Below are 13872 nucleotides of genomic sequence, written 5' to 3'. Positions count from 1 at the left end.
TAATGGTTTATTATTTTATCATTAAACACAGCTAAACACTCTACGTAGCTGATGTTGAGAGGGGTGGTTACGGTAAGTTGAGTTAATGATATGCTGCCAGTTATCTCAACGATAGATTAATTTTATTGACGGTGAAAGAATATTTATGCATTTACACCAAGTAAGAGTGTATTACGAAGATACCGACGCAGGGGGCATTGTCTATTATGCCAACTACCTTAAGTTTATGGAGAGGGCTAGAACCGAGTGGCTTAGAGCCCTTGGCTTCGAACAAGATATATTAATGGAACAATCGGTGGCTTTTGTCGTCAAACGCGTTGAAATGCATAACTATGCGCCTGCTCGATTCAATGACCTGTTGAGTATTGAAACGCAGGTTGTAGAATTGAAAGGAGCGAGTATGACGTTTCAACAAACCATTAAAAATAAACAAGATGTAACTTTAGTATCTGCTGATATTCAAGTTGCTTGTGTCAGTCTAGATAGTATGAAGCCTAGACGACTACCACGTACACTGTTAGGGGAAATAACGCGTGTCATCTGATCTTACTTTTATCGGCCTATTTTTGCAGGCCAGCTTTATTGTTCAACTTGTTATGTTGCTGTTGCTAGGCGTATCAGTCGCGTCGTGGACATTTATCTTCCAGCGTAGTAAAGCGCTTTCAAGTGCACGAGAAGAGATGCGTCAGTTTGAAGACAAGTTTTGGTCGGGCGCTGATTTAAATCGACTTTATCAAGAGCTTTCTGCTCGCCCTAACTTATCAGGTATTGGCACTATTTTTTGTGCTGGCTTCAAAGAATTTGTCCGCTTACGCAAATCAAGTACCGGTACCAATGCTATTGTAGACGGTACTTACCGTTCAATGCGCGTAACTATGTCTCGCCAAGTGGAAGAATTAGAAAGTCGTCTTCCGTTTTTAGCTACTGCTGGTTCTATTAGCCCGTATATCGGCCTATTTGGTACGGTTTGGGGGATCATGAACGCCTTTATCGCATTAGGTGAAGTACAACAAGCTACGCTAGCTATGGTTGCACCAGGTATTGCTGAAGCCCTTATTGCAACGGCAATTGGCTTATTTGCGGCCATTCCTGCGGTTATTGCGTATAACCGTTTTAGTCACCAAGTTGAAAAACTGGAAAACAGCTACGGTAACTTCATGGAAGAGTTTTCTGCCATTCTTCACCGTCAGGCGGTATCTGGTCAAGCTCAGCAACCGCAAGCGTAAACGCGAACATAGAAGCGAGCTTAGCTCACTGGTGAGAGAGGAATAATTATGTATGTAAGAAAACGCCGTAGGCCGGTTTCTGAAATTAACGTAGTGCCCTACATCGATGTGATGTTGGTGCTACTAATTATCTTTATGGTTACGGCTCCGCTTATTTCGCAAGGGGTGAAAGTTGATTTACCTAAAGCGAGTGCGAACCCTATTGAACAAGAAGATAATCCACCTATTATAGCGTCAGTAGACGTTAAAGGCCGCTACTTTCTTAACGTAGGAGACGACCAAGAGTCGCCTCTGGCGCAAGAAGACTTAGCAGCCTTAGTACAAGCTCAGCTACAAAAAGATCCTAATACGCCAGTGGTAGTAAAAGGAGATGGGCAAGTTGCTTATAATGAAGTCATTCAACTTATGGTGTTATTGCAAGGCGCAGGTGTGCCTTCTGTAGGTTTAATGACAGATCCTGTTGAGCCAGAGTAGGTTTATTGATGACTGCAAGTTCTGTTGGCATTTATAAATCTATCGCACTGCACCTAGGTGTAGCTGCAGTGTTGCTAATTAGCGTCAGCTTTTCACCTTCTCCCTTGCCCACAATGGCCACAAATGCGCCGGTTATTGAAGCTACCTTTATTGATGCTCAAGCCATCGCTGATACCAAGCGAGAACAAGCGCAAGCAGAAGCGCAAGCACGAGAGGTAGAAGCGCAAAGAAAGAAGAAGGAAGCTCAGGCAGCTGCAGCAAAGCGTAAAAGGGCAGCAGAGGCTAAGCAAGCTAGAGAGAAGAAACAAGCTGAAGAAGCAGAATTCAAACGTCAAAAAGAGCTAGAGCAGTTAGCCGCGCAAAAGGAACAAGAACGTAAGGAGCGTGAAGCTAAGGCGAAAGCAGATGCAGAGCGTAAGAAAAAAGAAGCCGCAGAAAATGCTGAGATGGAGAGAATTATGCAAGAGCAACTTGCGAAAGAGCAGGCGGCTCAGCAACAACGAAGACATGCACAAGTTCTGACTGAAGTAGAGCGTTATACCGCGTTAATTCAGCAAACGATAAAACGGAACTTGTACGACGATGACAGCTTCAAAGGTAAGGTATGTAGATTGAATATCAAGTTGGCTACCACAGGTTATGTGACTAGCATACGTATCTTAGGCGGGCACGATGCCTTGTGCAGAGCGGCGGAAAGTGCCGTACGCCGCGCAGAAGAACTGCCAGTATCGGATGCGGCCGACGTCTATGAGCAATTAAAAGATATTAACTTAAAAGTGGAACTGTAGTGCAATGAAAAAAACAGGTTTATGGATAGCCGCCATCGCGATGGTATTTAGTGCCAAGGTGTTCGCGACGTTAGAAATCGTGATCACTGAAGGCATAAACAGCGCTCGACCTATTGGCGTAGTGCCGTTTAAGTGGAAAGGTGCAGGCACATTGCCTAGCGATATTTCTGAAGTCATCATGGCAGACCTGATGCGTAGTGGTAAATTTAGCCCGGTAGCAACAAGTAAAATGCCACAAATGCCTGAAACCGCTGATGAGGTTAACTACTCGGCGTGGGCGTCACTTGGCGTTGATACTGTGTTGGTAGGTAGTATTGAACCTGAAGGGGCCGATAAATATTTAGTATCTTACCAATTGGTCGATGTACTAAAAGGTCAGCTAGACGGTGGCCAGTCTCAGGTATTGAAAAATGGTGAGTTAGTCGTAAGTAACGAACACGTTATTGCGGCGCGACAGTCTATTATTAGCCCTAGAGATTTCAGACAATATGCACATCGCATTAGTGATGTAGTGTACGAGAAATTGACAGGCGTACGCGGTGCATTCTTAACACGTATTGCTTATGTTATTGTACGTGACAGAGATGCGTACGAAAAACCTTACCAGCTAGTAATTGCTGACTATGATGGAGAGAACGAAACGCGTTTGTTGTCTTCACCAGAGCCATTGATGTCTCCGGTTTGGTCACCAGACGGTGAAAAGTTAGCGTATGTAAGTTTTGAAAACCGTAGACCTCAAATATTTATACAAGATATTTATACGAGTAAACGTACAACAGTTACCGATTTCCCTGGAATTAACGGAAGCCCTGCGTTTTCACCAGATGGCAAGCAACTTGCAATGGTTTTGTCGAAAGATGGGAACCCAGAGATCTATGTTATGGATCTTGCGACGAAAAATTTGACTAGAGTAACGCGCAATCGCGCCATCGATACAGAGCCTTCATGGCTACCTGACGGTAGTGGTTTAATTTTTAGCTCTGAACGGGGTGGTAAACCCCAGATATATAGCGTAAATTTAAATTCTAGAAAGGTAAGACGCGTTACTTTTGTAGGCGAACAGAACTTGGGTGCAACATTAACGCCCGACGGTAAGCAGATGGTAGTGGTTAATCAAACCAATGGAAACTACCATATTGCTAAACAGGCATTAGACGGCGGCTCTCCTCAGGTTCTAACAAGAACCTTTCTGGACGAGTCTCCTAGTGTAGCGCCTAACGGTAGTATGATTATTTATAGTACCCTTCATGAAGGGACACAAGTACTTTCACTTGTTTCACTTGATGGGCGCTTTAAAGCCAGATTGCCGGCAGCCGATGGGCAAGTGAAATCGCCAAGTTGGTCACCATTTTTGTTCTAACAATTGAAATATCAAACAATAACATTTAAGGATTAGTAGGATGCAAATGAATAAATTAATGAAGAGCTTCATTATCGCCTTGCCAGTGGTGACCATGATGGCCTGTTCGTCTGGCCCTAGCGAAGAAGAGCTAGCCGCTGAACGTAACCGTCTTGCACAAGAACAAGCACAAGCAGAGCAAGATGCTCGTCAAGCTGAAGCTCAGCGCGTAGAAGCAGAAGCGGCTCAACGCATGAAGCGTTCAGAAGAAATGGTTCAACAAGAAATGGAAGCGTTGAAAAACGAACAAACCGTTTACTTCGATTTTGACCGCGCTAGCATCAAACCAGAATTCCAACGTTTACTTGATAAACACGCGGCATTTTTGGTGAAAAACCCAAGCATGAAGGTGACTATTGAAGGTCACACTGATAGCCGTGGTACGCCAGAGTATAACATTGCTCTTGGTGAGCGCCGTGCACAGTCTGTTGAAACTTACCTAATGAACGCTGGTGTAAGCAGCAGCCAAATTATGGTTGTTTCATACGGTGAGGAAAAATCTGCGGTAATGGGTTCAACTGAATACGCATTCGCGCAAAATCGTCGCGGAGTGGTTGTTTACCGATAATGGCTTTTACAGCAATTAAATCTATTAAAGCAGGCGTCACCTTGTGTGCCGCCTTTGCTATTTCAAGTTCGGCCTTTGCACAGGCGCCAGTGGTAGATGCCAATGGCGGCAGCAATCTTGAACAGCGAATTGCTGTTTTAGAGCGCATTGTTAAAAGCCGAACTGAAATGCAGCACCGTTTACAAACCCAATTGGACAACATGCAAAGTGAAGTTGACCAATTGCGAGGGTCTGTTGAAGTTAATACCAACGAGCTGGAAAAGGTGCTAGAACGTCAACGTGAATTGTATCTTGAGATAGATAAGCGTGTTGAGGCACTTAAACAAGGCGGTTTAGCTAACGCTGGTGGCGCTGGCGCCTCGCTAAGTAATTCTGCAGGGGTTACCCCCTCTACAGGCTCATCATCCCCACAAGAGGGTGAGGACGAAGCGTATGACAGTGCTGTTAATCTTATTCTGAAATCTCGTGAGTACGATAAAGCAATTCCCGCTTTTCAGTCGTTCATACAACGGTTTCCGAATAGTGAATATGCGCCAAATGCGCACTACTGGCTTGGTCAGCTGTTGTTTAACAAACAGCAATGGGATGACGCTATCGAACAATTTAATATCGTATCTAACCGTTTCTCTGATTCAGTGAAACGTCCAGATGCATTATTGAAGTTAGGTGTCATTGCCGAACGTACCGGCGACAGTAGCGGGGCACGAAATTTCTTTCAGCAAGTAATAAGTGAATACCCTAATTCTTCTGCAAAGCGGTTAGCGGAATCTAGATTAAATAATCTATAATGAAAAAACCTCTCGTAACGAGAGGTTTTTTTTCTCCCTTTTGAAATTTTATACCTCACTTGTACTGAACCAGTCACAATATTTATGAGTATATTTTCAAAGAAATTCCAAAAAACACGCATTTTTTTAGGCTTAATTCGGTAGTAATTTTTCGGTCAAAAAAAGTTTAATGCAGGTTTTGTGGTAGGAATTATGCGCGATTTGTGTTGATTTTGAGCGGTTGAATGCTTTTTACTACAAAAATCAAAATAAAAACGCCTTTTGGGTTGCGTCAGAAAAAAATCTGAGTATTATATGCCGCCGTTGCCAAGACACAGGCAACATCAGGAAAGATTGGGTCGTTAGCTCAGCTGGTAGAGCAGTTGACTTTTAATCAATTGGTCGCTGGTTCGAATCCAGCACGACCCACCAATTCTTCTCCTGGCTCCAAATGACGGGTCGTTAGCTCAGCTGGTAGAGCAGTTGACTTTTAATCAATTGGTCGCTGGTTCGAATCCAGCACGACCCACCATCATTTGAAAGCGAAATACAATCAAGCTAATACCAATAGCTTGTTTTCTCACCGCTTCATTTGTGAATGTGTGAGTAGTAAATGTGTTATTTGATGGGTCGTTAGCTCAGCTGGTAGAGCAGTTGACTTTTAATCAATTGGTCGCTGGTTCGAATCCAGCACGACCCACCATCAACTCCAAATGTGCTTTCTACCAAGCCTCAAATTCGAAAATCGTTATCTTCACGAATACCTTCTACCGATACTTAGCTAAGTTAAGCCCGCTACAGCGCGAAAATATACAAGTTAAATTCTTCTGCTTTTACAAACTTGCGACTACTAACTAAATCTTAAAAAATTAAATATCAACTTTAATAAAATTCCAAAAGACTAAATACCAATTCATATCAATTCGCGTAAACGCTTTACGGCAAATTCTTTTATCTGTGATTCAGTTTTTTAGGATGGCATGGTTGAAAATTAGTCAATTGTCCTTAACTAAGTAGTATGTATTTTTTATGACAGTCGGGTATAATCCACGCCCTTGTCACAACCGAGATGTAGGTCAATGTCAGTAGCCTTTCGAGTGGAACAGGTTGAGTATCCTTTTCCCGCTAAACCACAGCCATTATCAGATGCCCGTAGAGCGGCGCTTAAAGCTGAGATTAAATCTTTGCTTAAACAGCGAAACGCCGTACTGGTTGCGCATTACTATACCGATCCTGAAATTCAGGCACTAGCGGAAGAAACTGGTGGTTGTGTAGCTGACTCATTAGAAATGGCGCGCTTTGGTCGTGACGCAGAAGAACAAACCCTTATCGTGGCAGGCGTTCGCTTCATGGGCGAAACCGCAAAAATTCTTAGCCCAGAAAAAACGGTGCTAATGCCAACATTGGAAGCAACCTGTTCACTAGACATTGGTTGCCCTATAGAAGAATTCAGTGCGTTTTGTGATGCACATCCTGATCATACTGTTGTGGTATATGCCAATACCTCTGCCGCGGTTAAAGCCCGTGCCGACTGGGTGGTAACCTCTAGTATTGCGCTAGAGATTGTTGAGCACCTAGATAGCCAAGGCAAAAAGATTATTTGGGGCCCTGATCGTCATTTAGGTTCGTACATTGCCAAACAAACTGGCGCAGAAATGTTGATGTGGCAGGGCGAATGTATTGTTCATGATGAGTTCTCAGCACAAAAGCTTGCTGACATGAAAGCGCTGTACCCTAACGCGGCAGTATTGGTTCACCCTGAATCACCCGCCAGCGTGGTAGATATGGCCGACGCAGTAGGCTCAACCAGCCAACTGATCAAAGCATCGCAAACCATGGATAATGACACCTTCATTGTGGCTACCGATAAGGGCATTTTCTATAAAATGCAGCAACTCACGCCAAATAAAACATTTATCGAAGCACCTACTGGTGGAAACGGCGCAACCTGTAAGAGCTGTGCTCACTGCCCGTGGATGGCCATGAACGGCCTTGAGGCGATAAAAGCCTCGTTAGGGGTAACTTATGAAGGCCATGAGATCTTCGTTGACGACAGCCTGCGTGAGGGCGCTTTAATCCCACTTGACCGAATGCTTAACTTCTCGGAAGAATTAAAAGCAAAAGGCGGGCTATAACGCTTATTAAGGTAAAGGCGAGTAATAATTCAGCAGTTAGCGTGTTTTTTCGCGCAACGTCTTGATTAAGACGCTCGCTTTACCTAGTATACGCCCGCTCAAGATAAATTGTACGCGCGCTTCAGGCAAACGCCTTGGCAATATTTCGCCGTTTGCGTTCACCGCAAATAGCACAAAAATTTGGAGAGGTGGCTGAGTGGCTGAAGGCGCACGCCTGGAAAGTGTGTTTAGGGTTAAACCTAACGAGGGTTCGAATCCCTCTCTCTCCGCCAAATAAAAAAGCCCCGTTTCTTTGCCAAGAGCGGGGCTTTTTTGTGTTTGTAATTCTATGTTTTGTAAACACTATAGAATTAAAAATACAATCTTTTAAACATAAATCTTTTAGTTATTTGGGTTTTAAAGTTTTCAGTGTCACTGAGCGAACAACGCTTTAATATTTTTCATTCGCGCTTTGTTTACGCCAAGATCAGAAACTCCCAGCCGCGAAGCCGACCTAAAGTCAATCTGCGTTCCATCACCAGGCTTCTGTGAAAACAAAAATTCTACATCATCTACAAAACCAATTAATTGCGATCTGAATTCTACTCTTATGTAGTTATCTCGCTCCTCAACTATTGTGGTTCGAGGTAGAGAGTTAACAATGCTAACTATTTTTTCTCTCGCTGCCGCCCTTGAGCCCTTAAATAGGATAGGTGTCGTATCTTGAGACTCGTTATTCTTACTTCGGAAGCAGTTAGGAGTAATAGGGCAGTCGTTAAGGGCTTCGCCATTTACACCTAATTTAGTTGGGGTAACAGAGCAGCCTACAAGGGGTAATGAACAAATTAGCAAATACCGCTTTTTCATAATTTCTCTTTTTGTTTGAACATCACTTTATTTTACAATGAAAGATTAACATATGTTTTCTCCTGCTTTGCTATTCACCTGTCTGCGTGTTGTTTGGTGTTTAGCTCGTTAGTTGTAACGGCGAAAGTTCTAAAGGTGTAAGTCGTGCTTGCATAGTATGTTTCAAACTCAGGTTATCGAAACACTAAAATTAATAGCATCTTAATTATTAAAGGGCGGCACCAAGTAGTACAATCGCGTTTTTATTTCATCATTCGTTAGTAGAGCCGTAAAATGAAATTCTTTATAACCCTTATTCGTAACTTACTTGGGGCTATCATTGCTTTTGTCGATGTAATTACCCGTGGCACTAAGCTAAAACGTTCGCCAGAAAAACAAGTACAGGTTGCTGAAGAAAGCCAAAAATTGGCTTTATATCAGTTCTTTGGTTGTCCTTTCTGTATTAAAACTCGCCGGGCAATGTACAAATACAATGTGCCTATTCAAAAGCGGAATGTATCAGAGGGTTCGCCTTATAGAGAAGAGTTGTTACAGGGCGGCGGAAAAATTCAAACGCCATGTCTTCGAATTGAAAGTAACGATGGCGTTGAGTGGCTATATGATTCTAAAGCGATTATCGGCTACTTAGAAGCGCGCTTTGTTGAGGCAAAGTAACCGCTCGCAGTAGTATCTAACTTCACTGTAACTGCTGGCCCTACTTAAAGGGCTAACTCTCTACGAAGAACAGCTATAGTGAGAAATACCGCCAGCACCAAAATATTCTCGAGGGCGCAAACGGTAATAATCACTTTCTGTTTGCGCTGATTGTTCTTCGTAAGGCTTGGTAAGCACTTCTTGTAGTGCGTGAATACGATTGAAAGTACCCACTTCCGCCTCTTTATATGCCGGCACAACTAACCATTCACGCCAGGTAAATTTCGGGTTGGTAAGCTTCATTTTTGTCGCGACTTCGTTAATATCCCCCGACTTTTCAAGTTGAGCTCGCCAATCTTGCAGCCACCCATTCCACTGGGAAATCATGTCTTCTTTTAACGGAGCATAAAAACTCGTTTTCAGCGCATCAACAGTCGTAGGAAGGTTAGATAACTCTCTGAAAAAATGGTTATAGTCCACACCGGTACGCATCATTAAGTGCAACAGTTGCAGCAAAAGGTCATTGTCGTAAACCGCAAGCCCGAGTTTTGCGGCCCACATGTTATCCATTTTTTCTTGCATGACCGTGGCAAAGTTGCTGTTCACATCGCGCAATGCTTCTAGTTCCTCTGGTGCATCGGCAAGCAATGGCTCAATGGCGCGACAAAACATAGCAAAGTTCTTTTCTGCTGCTACAGGTTGGTTAAGAAACGAGAAGTGACGACCTCCGCCAGTCCATGGTTGGTAAGCAGGGTCGAATAACTCACAGAATCCGAACGGCCCATAATCTAATGTATATCCTCCCGCCGCGCAGTTGTCGCTATTGAAATTTCCTTGGCAGTAACCTACTCGAATCCAATGGGCGACAAGCGACGTAAGCCTGTCTTGAAACGCAGCGGCAAGGACAGCAAGCTGGCTTTCAAAGGGTTGTGTTGTATCGATGTCGTTTTTATATTCGCGTTCAATCAAGTGCGCTGTCAAAACCTGCAGCTCTTTTAAAGCCGTTGGATGTTCGATGCTTCTTGCCCGTCTTCCAAAAAGCTCTAGCTGACCCACGCGAATAAATGAAGGGGCGACGCGGGTTGAAATGGCCACAAGGTTTGGCACCATAACTTCTGGGTCTTGGGAGTTTGAGCCTTCTAAATACCAAGGCCTGTCGACAGTTTCCGACTGAGACATAAATAAACTAAGAGAACGAGAAGTAGGAATACCCAGTGCGTGCATATGTTCTTGTACTAAGAACTCTCGCACGCTGGAGCGCAATACCGCTCTGCCGTCTGCACCTCGGCAGTATGGTGTTCTTCCTGCGCCTTTCAACTGCATTTCAAAGCGCCTTCCATTGGTAACTGTTTCCAGCACAGAAAGGGCTCGACCATCTCCATAGCCATTTCCCGTTGAAAATGGACACTGCTGAATATATTCAGTGCCATAAATAGACAGTGCATAGCCAGTAGCCCATCCATAGGGCTTTATTTCAGAAGGGAGGGAAGACATGTCGCCCGAAAACAAGCGCATAAATTCAGGGGTGTGGGCAAGGCTATTATCAAACCCTAATTCTTCAAATAAAGTGTGGCTATGAGCAACATACGTGGGGTTTCCTATGGGGGTTGGTGTTACCGGTACATAATGCCCAGAGAATACCTGCCTTGGGTTATGCTCATTGCCATCATCTTGTGCTTGTGGGTCTGCCACTAGGCTGTTAAGAAATGAATAATCAACGTATTTTGCAAGGTCGCTAATAGTGTGAATTAGCTGTTCAGTTTTACTTTCTTGATCATCTATCATTGGCGACTCTTTAAAACGTTTGATTTAAACGGCATTGTACTACATATAAATATCGTTGCTTTAAACTGCGATGAGTATTTGACGTTGCAGCTGCATTGCAGTTGGGCGTGGCTGTACGCTAAGGCTCAATTAATCATTTTTTGAAAGATGTCGCAGGTGGTATTTTTATTGATTTCGGGTTATGTTAAAGAGCTTAGCAAGCGCATCTAGTTGGCTGGTGTATCCGCAACGTCAGCAGATGGGGTAAGGTCTCTTCGTAAAGTATTCTTAAGGCGATCCCATTGTTGGAAACCCCCGATATTAGTGATGAAAGTTCACGCATTAATCTCCCACTTGGTAATACTTTTATCAGGTTCTCACCTCTTACCATGTGGCGGGCCGGTTCAAAGCCACGAGCAGTGCTGCTGCTGTGGTTAGCGCTATGTGTAATTATCATACCCTCTGGTATCTTAACCAGAGTCTTTGAATGGACAGGTATTGCGGTCGACCTAGGTACGACCTCTATTTACCTTACCATTTATATTCCTATGTTGTTTTGTGTACCCTTAGTAATGTGGTTTGGCTTTTTGTGGGCTGCCATACCCGCTTATTTCTCCACATTTTGCGTAGCGCTTTTTGGCGGTATGCCGATAGAGTGGATTGTTGTTTTTGCATTCGCTAATCCAATTGGTCTGGCGATGTACGCCATGTTTTACCGGACAACTCCGATAAGCAAAGATTTGAATAACCTAGAGTCTTTGGTGGGCTTTTTCATGATTGCCTTGGTGGCGTCATTGGCCGGCTCTATCGGCGCATTTATCTGGGCTTTAACCAATAATGTAGGGTTAAATGTCGCTTACCCTGTATGGTTAGGCTGGTGGTTTGGCGGCTGGCTGCAAAGCTGCCTGATAGTCGCCCCAATTTTGTACTTTTTTGGTCCTGCGGTGCAGCGGCAGTTAGCCGAGGTTAAAAACAGTAGTCTCAAGTTGAACAATGCCAAAGGCTCCATTATTGCGATGATAAGTGGCTTTATTATCGTAGTACTGTGCTTTGTTGGTGCTGGACGCTATATCAGCCTGCAACAAATGGCCTCTATCGACTGGGCAAGCGGCCAAACTATGAGTTTAATGCAAGCACAAAACACCGTAGATAGTTTGTCATATCCGCTTTTCATCTTACTCGCGGTGATATTGGCGCTATCTTATTTAGGTTACCGAGCTATGATTTCCTGGTATGACACAATAAAAGGTGTCAATCAAAAACTGTCAGAGAAGAACAAGCAACTGATCAACCTAGTTAGTTTAGATCCGTTATCCGGTTTATATAATAGGCGTAAAGTATTCGAGCAACTGGAATGTGAATACAACCGTTCGTTGCGGTCACAAGGCACACTCAGCATCATTATGGTCGATGTTGATAAATTTAAGCGAGTCAATGACACCTATGGCCACTTAGTGGGAGATACGGTTATCAAAGCGATTGCCGACACCATTCAAGTTACCTTGCGGGATTATGACACCCTGGGTCGTTTTGGCGGCGAGGAGTTTATTGCTATTTTGCCCAGTACTTCATGCCAACAAGCACAGATCATTGCCGAGCGGGTAAGAGCGGCAGTGAGTAAGCTGGAGATTGTCTTGGATAACACATCACAGGTGCTCCAAGTTACCGTTAGTTTAGGTGTCGCTACCTTAGCGTCGACCGACAGCAAAGCGGAATCTATTATCGATAGAGCCGATAAAGCGCTGCTACAAGCCAAAGAGAATGGCCGTAATCAAGTAGTGTTCGGTGGCGATCAGACTAACTCAACCCTATAAATGCGATTTTAACTCTCTTTTTTCAGTTCAGATACGGAATTTTCTTATGAAATACAACGATGTTCATGCACTAACAAAGCACCTTAATGACTCTCCTGAAAGCGTTGAGTTTGCTGATGTTATTGCGCTTATCGATAATGCCTTTACTTTCACGCCAACGGCTTTTATCAATGGCGAAGTAAGCAACGATGCTAACCAAAACAATGGTTCGTGCAAGTTACTTGCGTTAGGACAGTATCTTCAGCTTACCCAAGGGCAAACGTTAGCGTTGTTTGGTGGCTTCTATCGCGATGACGTTTTAAAGAATCCTGATGGTGATGATCACGCGAATATTCGTAATTTTATGAAGTCGGGCCATGAAGGCGTGAGTTTTAAGACATTTCCGCTATTCATTAAAGGCTAGCTATTTATTAGCGTTCAGAAGCCCTTAACGTTAGTACTTCTGCGCCTGTCGCTGTTACCAAGACCGTGTGTTCCCATTGAGCAGATAGCTTCTTATCTCTTGTCACAACGGTCCAACCGTCTTTTTTGAGCTTCGTTTTATAAGTTCCTTGATTAATCATGGGCTCTATTGTGAATGTCATGCCTGCTTCCAATTTCAGCCCAGTTCCCGCGCTACCTACATGGAGAATTTGAGGCTCTTCATGCATTTCCTTTCCAATGCCGTGGCCACAATAATCGCGAACAACACTATAACCATGTTTCTGCGCATGCTGTTGAATAGCAAAGCCAATATCACCAATTGTCGAGCCGTGCTTAACGGTGTTTATGCCTTTCCACATTGCTTCATACGTTACATCAACTAATTTACTCGCTATGGGTGAAACAGTGCCGATAGCGTACATCTTGCTGCTATCCGCAATGTAACCATTTTTTTCAAGGGTAATATCTATGTTGACGATATCGCCATTCTTGAGCTTTTTGGCAGCAGAAGGAACGCCATGACAAACTACGTCATTCACAGAGCTATTAAGCACAAATTGATACCCGTATTGCCCTTTACTTGCGGGTCTCGCATTAAGGCAATCAACAATGTACCGCTCTACAAAGCTATCAATTTCAAGCGTGGTAATACCCGGGGCAATAAAACTATCGAGTTCGCTGAAAACCTTTGCCAGTAATTTGCCAGATTCACGCATGAGTGAAATTTCACTTGGCGATTTTACAAGGTTATTCACTGACTAACCTTACTGAAAATACATTTTGAGAACGCATCTCCAAATCAATGATCTGTTCGTAAGATAATTTTGGGTTTTGCTCTGCTAACCTACCGACTTTCATCCAAAATTCTGCTTGCGAATTAATAGAGCGTTCCATAACCGCGCTGGTTTTACGCACCTCTTCGTGCAAAGCATCAGATATTTTAACTATTCCCATAATTAATCCATAGAGTATATGTAATGCTACATAATGTAATACTATGCGTATATTGTCTACTGCTAGGTTTGTGTATCTCTT

At 43.6% G+C, this 13872-nt stretch carries 15 protein-coding genes and 4 tRNA genes; 15 read left to right on the top strand and 4 right to left on the bottom strand.

Annotated features, from left to right (window positions below; all coding sequences use genetic code 11):
• The first annotated feature begins 145 nt into the window (after positions 1-145).
• The 12 genes from ybgC to AVL57_RS08530 all read left to right on the top strand — a co-directional run bounded on the left by ybgC (position 146) and on the right by AVL57_RS08530 (position 7629).
• Complete coding sequence (gene ybgC / locus AVL57_RS08585) at positions 146-544, top strand: tol-pal system-associated acyl-CoA thioesterase (protein ID WP_057792962.1); 399 nt, start codon at positions 146-148, stop codon at positions 542-544.
• Positions 534-1226: a protein TolQ gene (gene tolQ / locus AVL57_RS08580; RefSeq protein WP_057792960.1), complete on the top strand. Its 693-nt coding sequence runs from the start codon at positions 534-536 to the stop codon at positions 1224-1226. The genes ybgC and tolQ overlap by 11 nt, the downstream gene beginning before the upstream one ends.
• A 48-nt stretch (positions 1227-1274) precedes the next feature.
• Positions 1275-1700, top strand: a complete 426-nt coding sequence (tolR, locus tag AVL57_RS08575; protein ID WP_057792958.1) for a protein TolR — start codon at positions 1275-1277, stop codon at positions 1698-1700.
• Positions 1701-1708: 8 nt separating this feature from the next.
• Positions 1709-2488 carry a cell envelope integrity protein TolA gene (gene tolA / locus AVL57_RS08570; protein WP_057792956.1) on the top strand — a complete coding sequence of 260 codons (780 nt, stop codon included), beginning with the start codon at positions 1709-1711 and terminating at the stop codon, positions 2486-2488.
• Positions 2489-2492: 4 nt separating this feature from the next.
• Positions 2493-3848 carry a Tol-Pal system beta propeller repeat protein TolB gene (gene tolB, locus AVL57_RS08565; RefSeq protein ID WP_057792953.1) on the top strand — a complete coding sequence of 452 codons (1356 nt, stop codon included), beginning with the start codon at positions 2493-2495 and terminating at the stop codon, positions 3846-3848.
• Positions 3849-3888: 40 nt separating this feature from the next.
• Entirely contained in the window at positions 3889-4455 is a 567-nt protein-coding gene (gene pal, locus AVL57_RS08560; protein WP_057792951.1) for a peptidoglycan-associated lipoprotein Pal, read from the top strand.
• Positions 4455-5243: a tol-pal system protein YbgF gene (ybgF, locus tag AVL57_RS08555; protein WP_057792949.1), complete on the top strand. Its 789-nt coding sequence runs from the start codon at positions 4455-4457 to the stop codon at positions 5241-5243. Before pal ends, ybgF begins: the two co-directional genes overlap by 1 nt.
• A gap of 335 nt (positions 5244-5578) precedes the next feature.
• A tRNA-Lys gene (locus AVL57_RS08550) sits at positions 5579-5654 on the top strand.
• Positions 5655-5678: 24 nt separating this feature from the next.
• A tRNA-Lys gene (locus AVL57_RS08545) sits at positions 5679-5754 on the top strand.
• Positions 5755-5849: 95 nt separating this feature from the next.
• Positions 5850-5925 (top strand) — tRNA-Lys (locus AVL57_RS08540).
• Between the two features lie 376 nt (positions 5926-6301).
• Entirely contained in the window at positions 6302-7357 is a 1056-nt protein-coding gene (nadA, locus tag AVL57_RS08535) for a quinolinate synthase NadA (RefSeq protein ID WP_057792947.1), read from the top strand.
• A gap of 182 nt (positions 7358-7539) precedes the next feature.
• A tRNA-Ser gene (locus AVL57_RS08530) sits at positions 7540-7629 on the top strand.
• Positions 7630-7768: 139 nt separating this feature from the next.
• On the opposite strand, the gene AVL57_RS08525 is transcribed toward AVL57_RS08530, so the two are convergent.
• The gene (locus tag AVL57_RS08525; protein ID WP_057792945.1) at positions 7769-8203 is read right to left on the bottom strand and encodes a DUF1499 domain-containing protein; all 435 of its coding nucleotides are present in this window, start codon (positions 8201-8203) and stop codon (positions 7769-7771) included.
• Positions 8204-8476: 273 nt separating this feature from the next.
• On the opposite strand from AVL57_RS08525, the gene AVL57_RS08520 reads away from it, so the two are divergent.
• Positions 8477-8857 (top strand): glutathione S-transferase N-terminal domain-containing protein, encoded by a 381-nt coding sequence (locus tag AVL57_RS08520; protein ID WP_057792943.1) that lies wholly within the window; start codon positions 8477-8479, stop codon positions 8855-8857.
• A gap of 60 nt (positions 8858-8917) precedes the next feature.
• Here the strand turns inward: AVL57_RS08520 and AVL57_RS08515 are convergent, their stop codons facing one another.
• Positions 8918-10621, bottom strand: a complete 1704-nt coding sequence (locus AVL57_RS08515) for a protein adenylyltransferase SelO (protein WP_057792941.1) — start codon at positions 10619-10621, stop codon at positions 8918-8920.
• Positions 10622-10902: 281 nt separating this feature from the next.
• Between AVL57_RS08515 and AVL57_RS08510 the strand changes: the two genes are divergently transcribed.
• A complete protein-coding gene (locus AVL57_RS08510; protein WP_057792939.1) occupies positions 10903-12414 on the top strand; it encodes a GGDEF domain-containing protein in 1512 nt (503 codons plus the stop codon).
• A 46-nt stretch (positions 12415-12460) separates the two neighbouring features.
• On the top strand, positions 12461-12817 hold the full coding sequence (locus AVL57_RS08505) for a HopJ type III effector protein (protein WP_057792937.1): 357 nt from the start codon (positions 12461-12463) through the stop codon (positions 12815-12817).
• 7 nt (positions 12818-12824) lie between these two features.
• Here the strand turns inward: AVL57_RS08505 and map are convergent, their stop codons facing one another.
• Positions 12825-13592 (bottom strand): type I methionyl aminopeptidase, encoded by a 768-nt coding sequence (map, locus tag AVL57_RS08500; RefSeq protein ID WP_057792935.1) that lies wholly within the window; start codon positions 13590-13592, stop codon positions 12825-12827.
• Entirely contained in the window at positions 13585-13791 is a 207-nt protein-coding gene (locus AVL57_RS08495; protein ID WP_057792933.1) for a ParD-like family protein, read from the bottom strand. Before AVL57_RS08495 ends, map begins: the two co-directional genes overlap by 8 nt.
• Between the last annotated feature and the right edge of the window lie 81 nt (positions 13792-13872).

Origin of the sequence: Alteromonas stellipolaris, from assembly GCF_001562115.1 — a bacterium.
Lineage (GTDB): Bacteria > Pseudomonadota > Gammaproteobacteria > Enterobacterales > Alteromonadaceae > Alteromonas > Alteromonas stellipolaris.
This window is presented reverse-complemented; position numbering and strand designations above follow the sequence as displayed.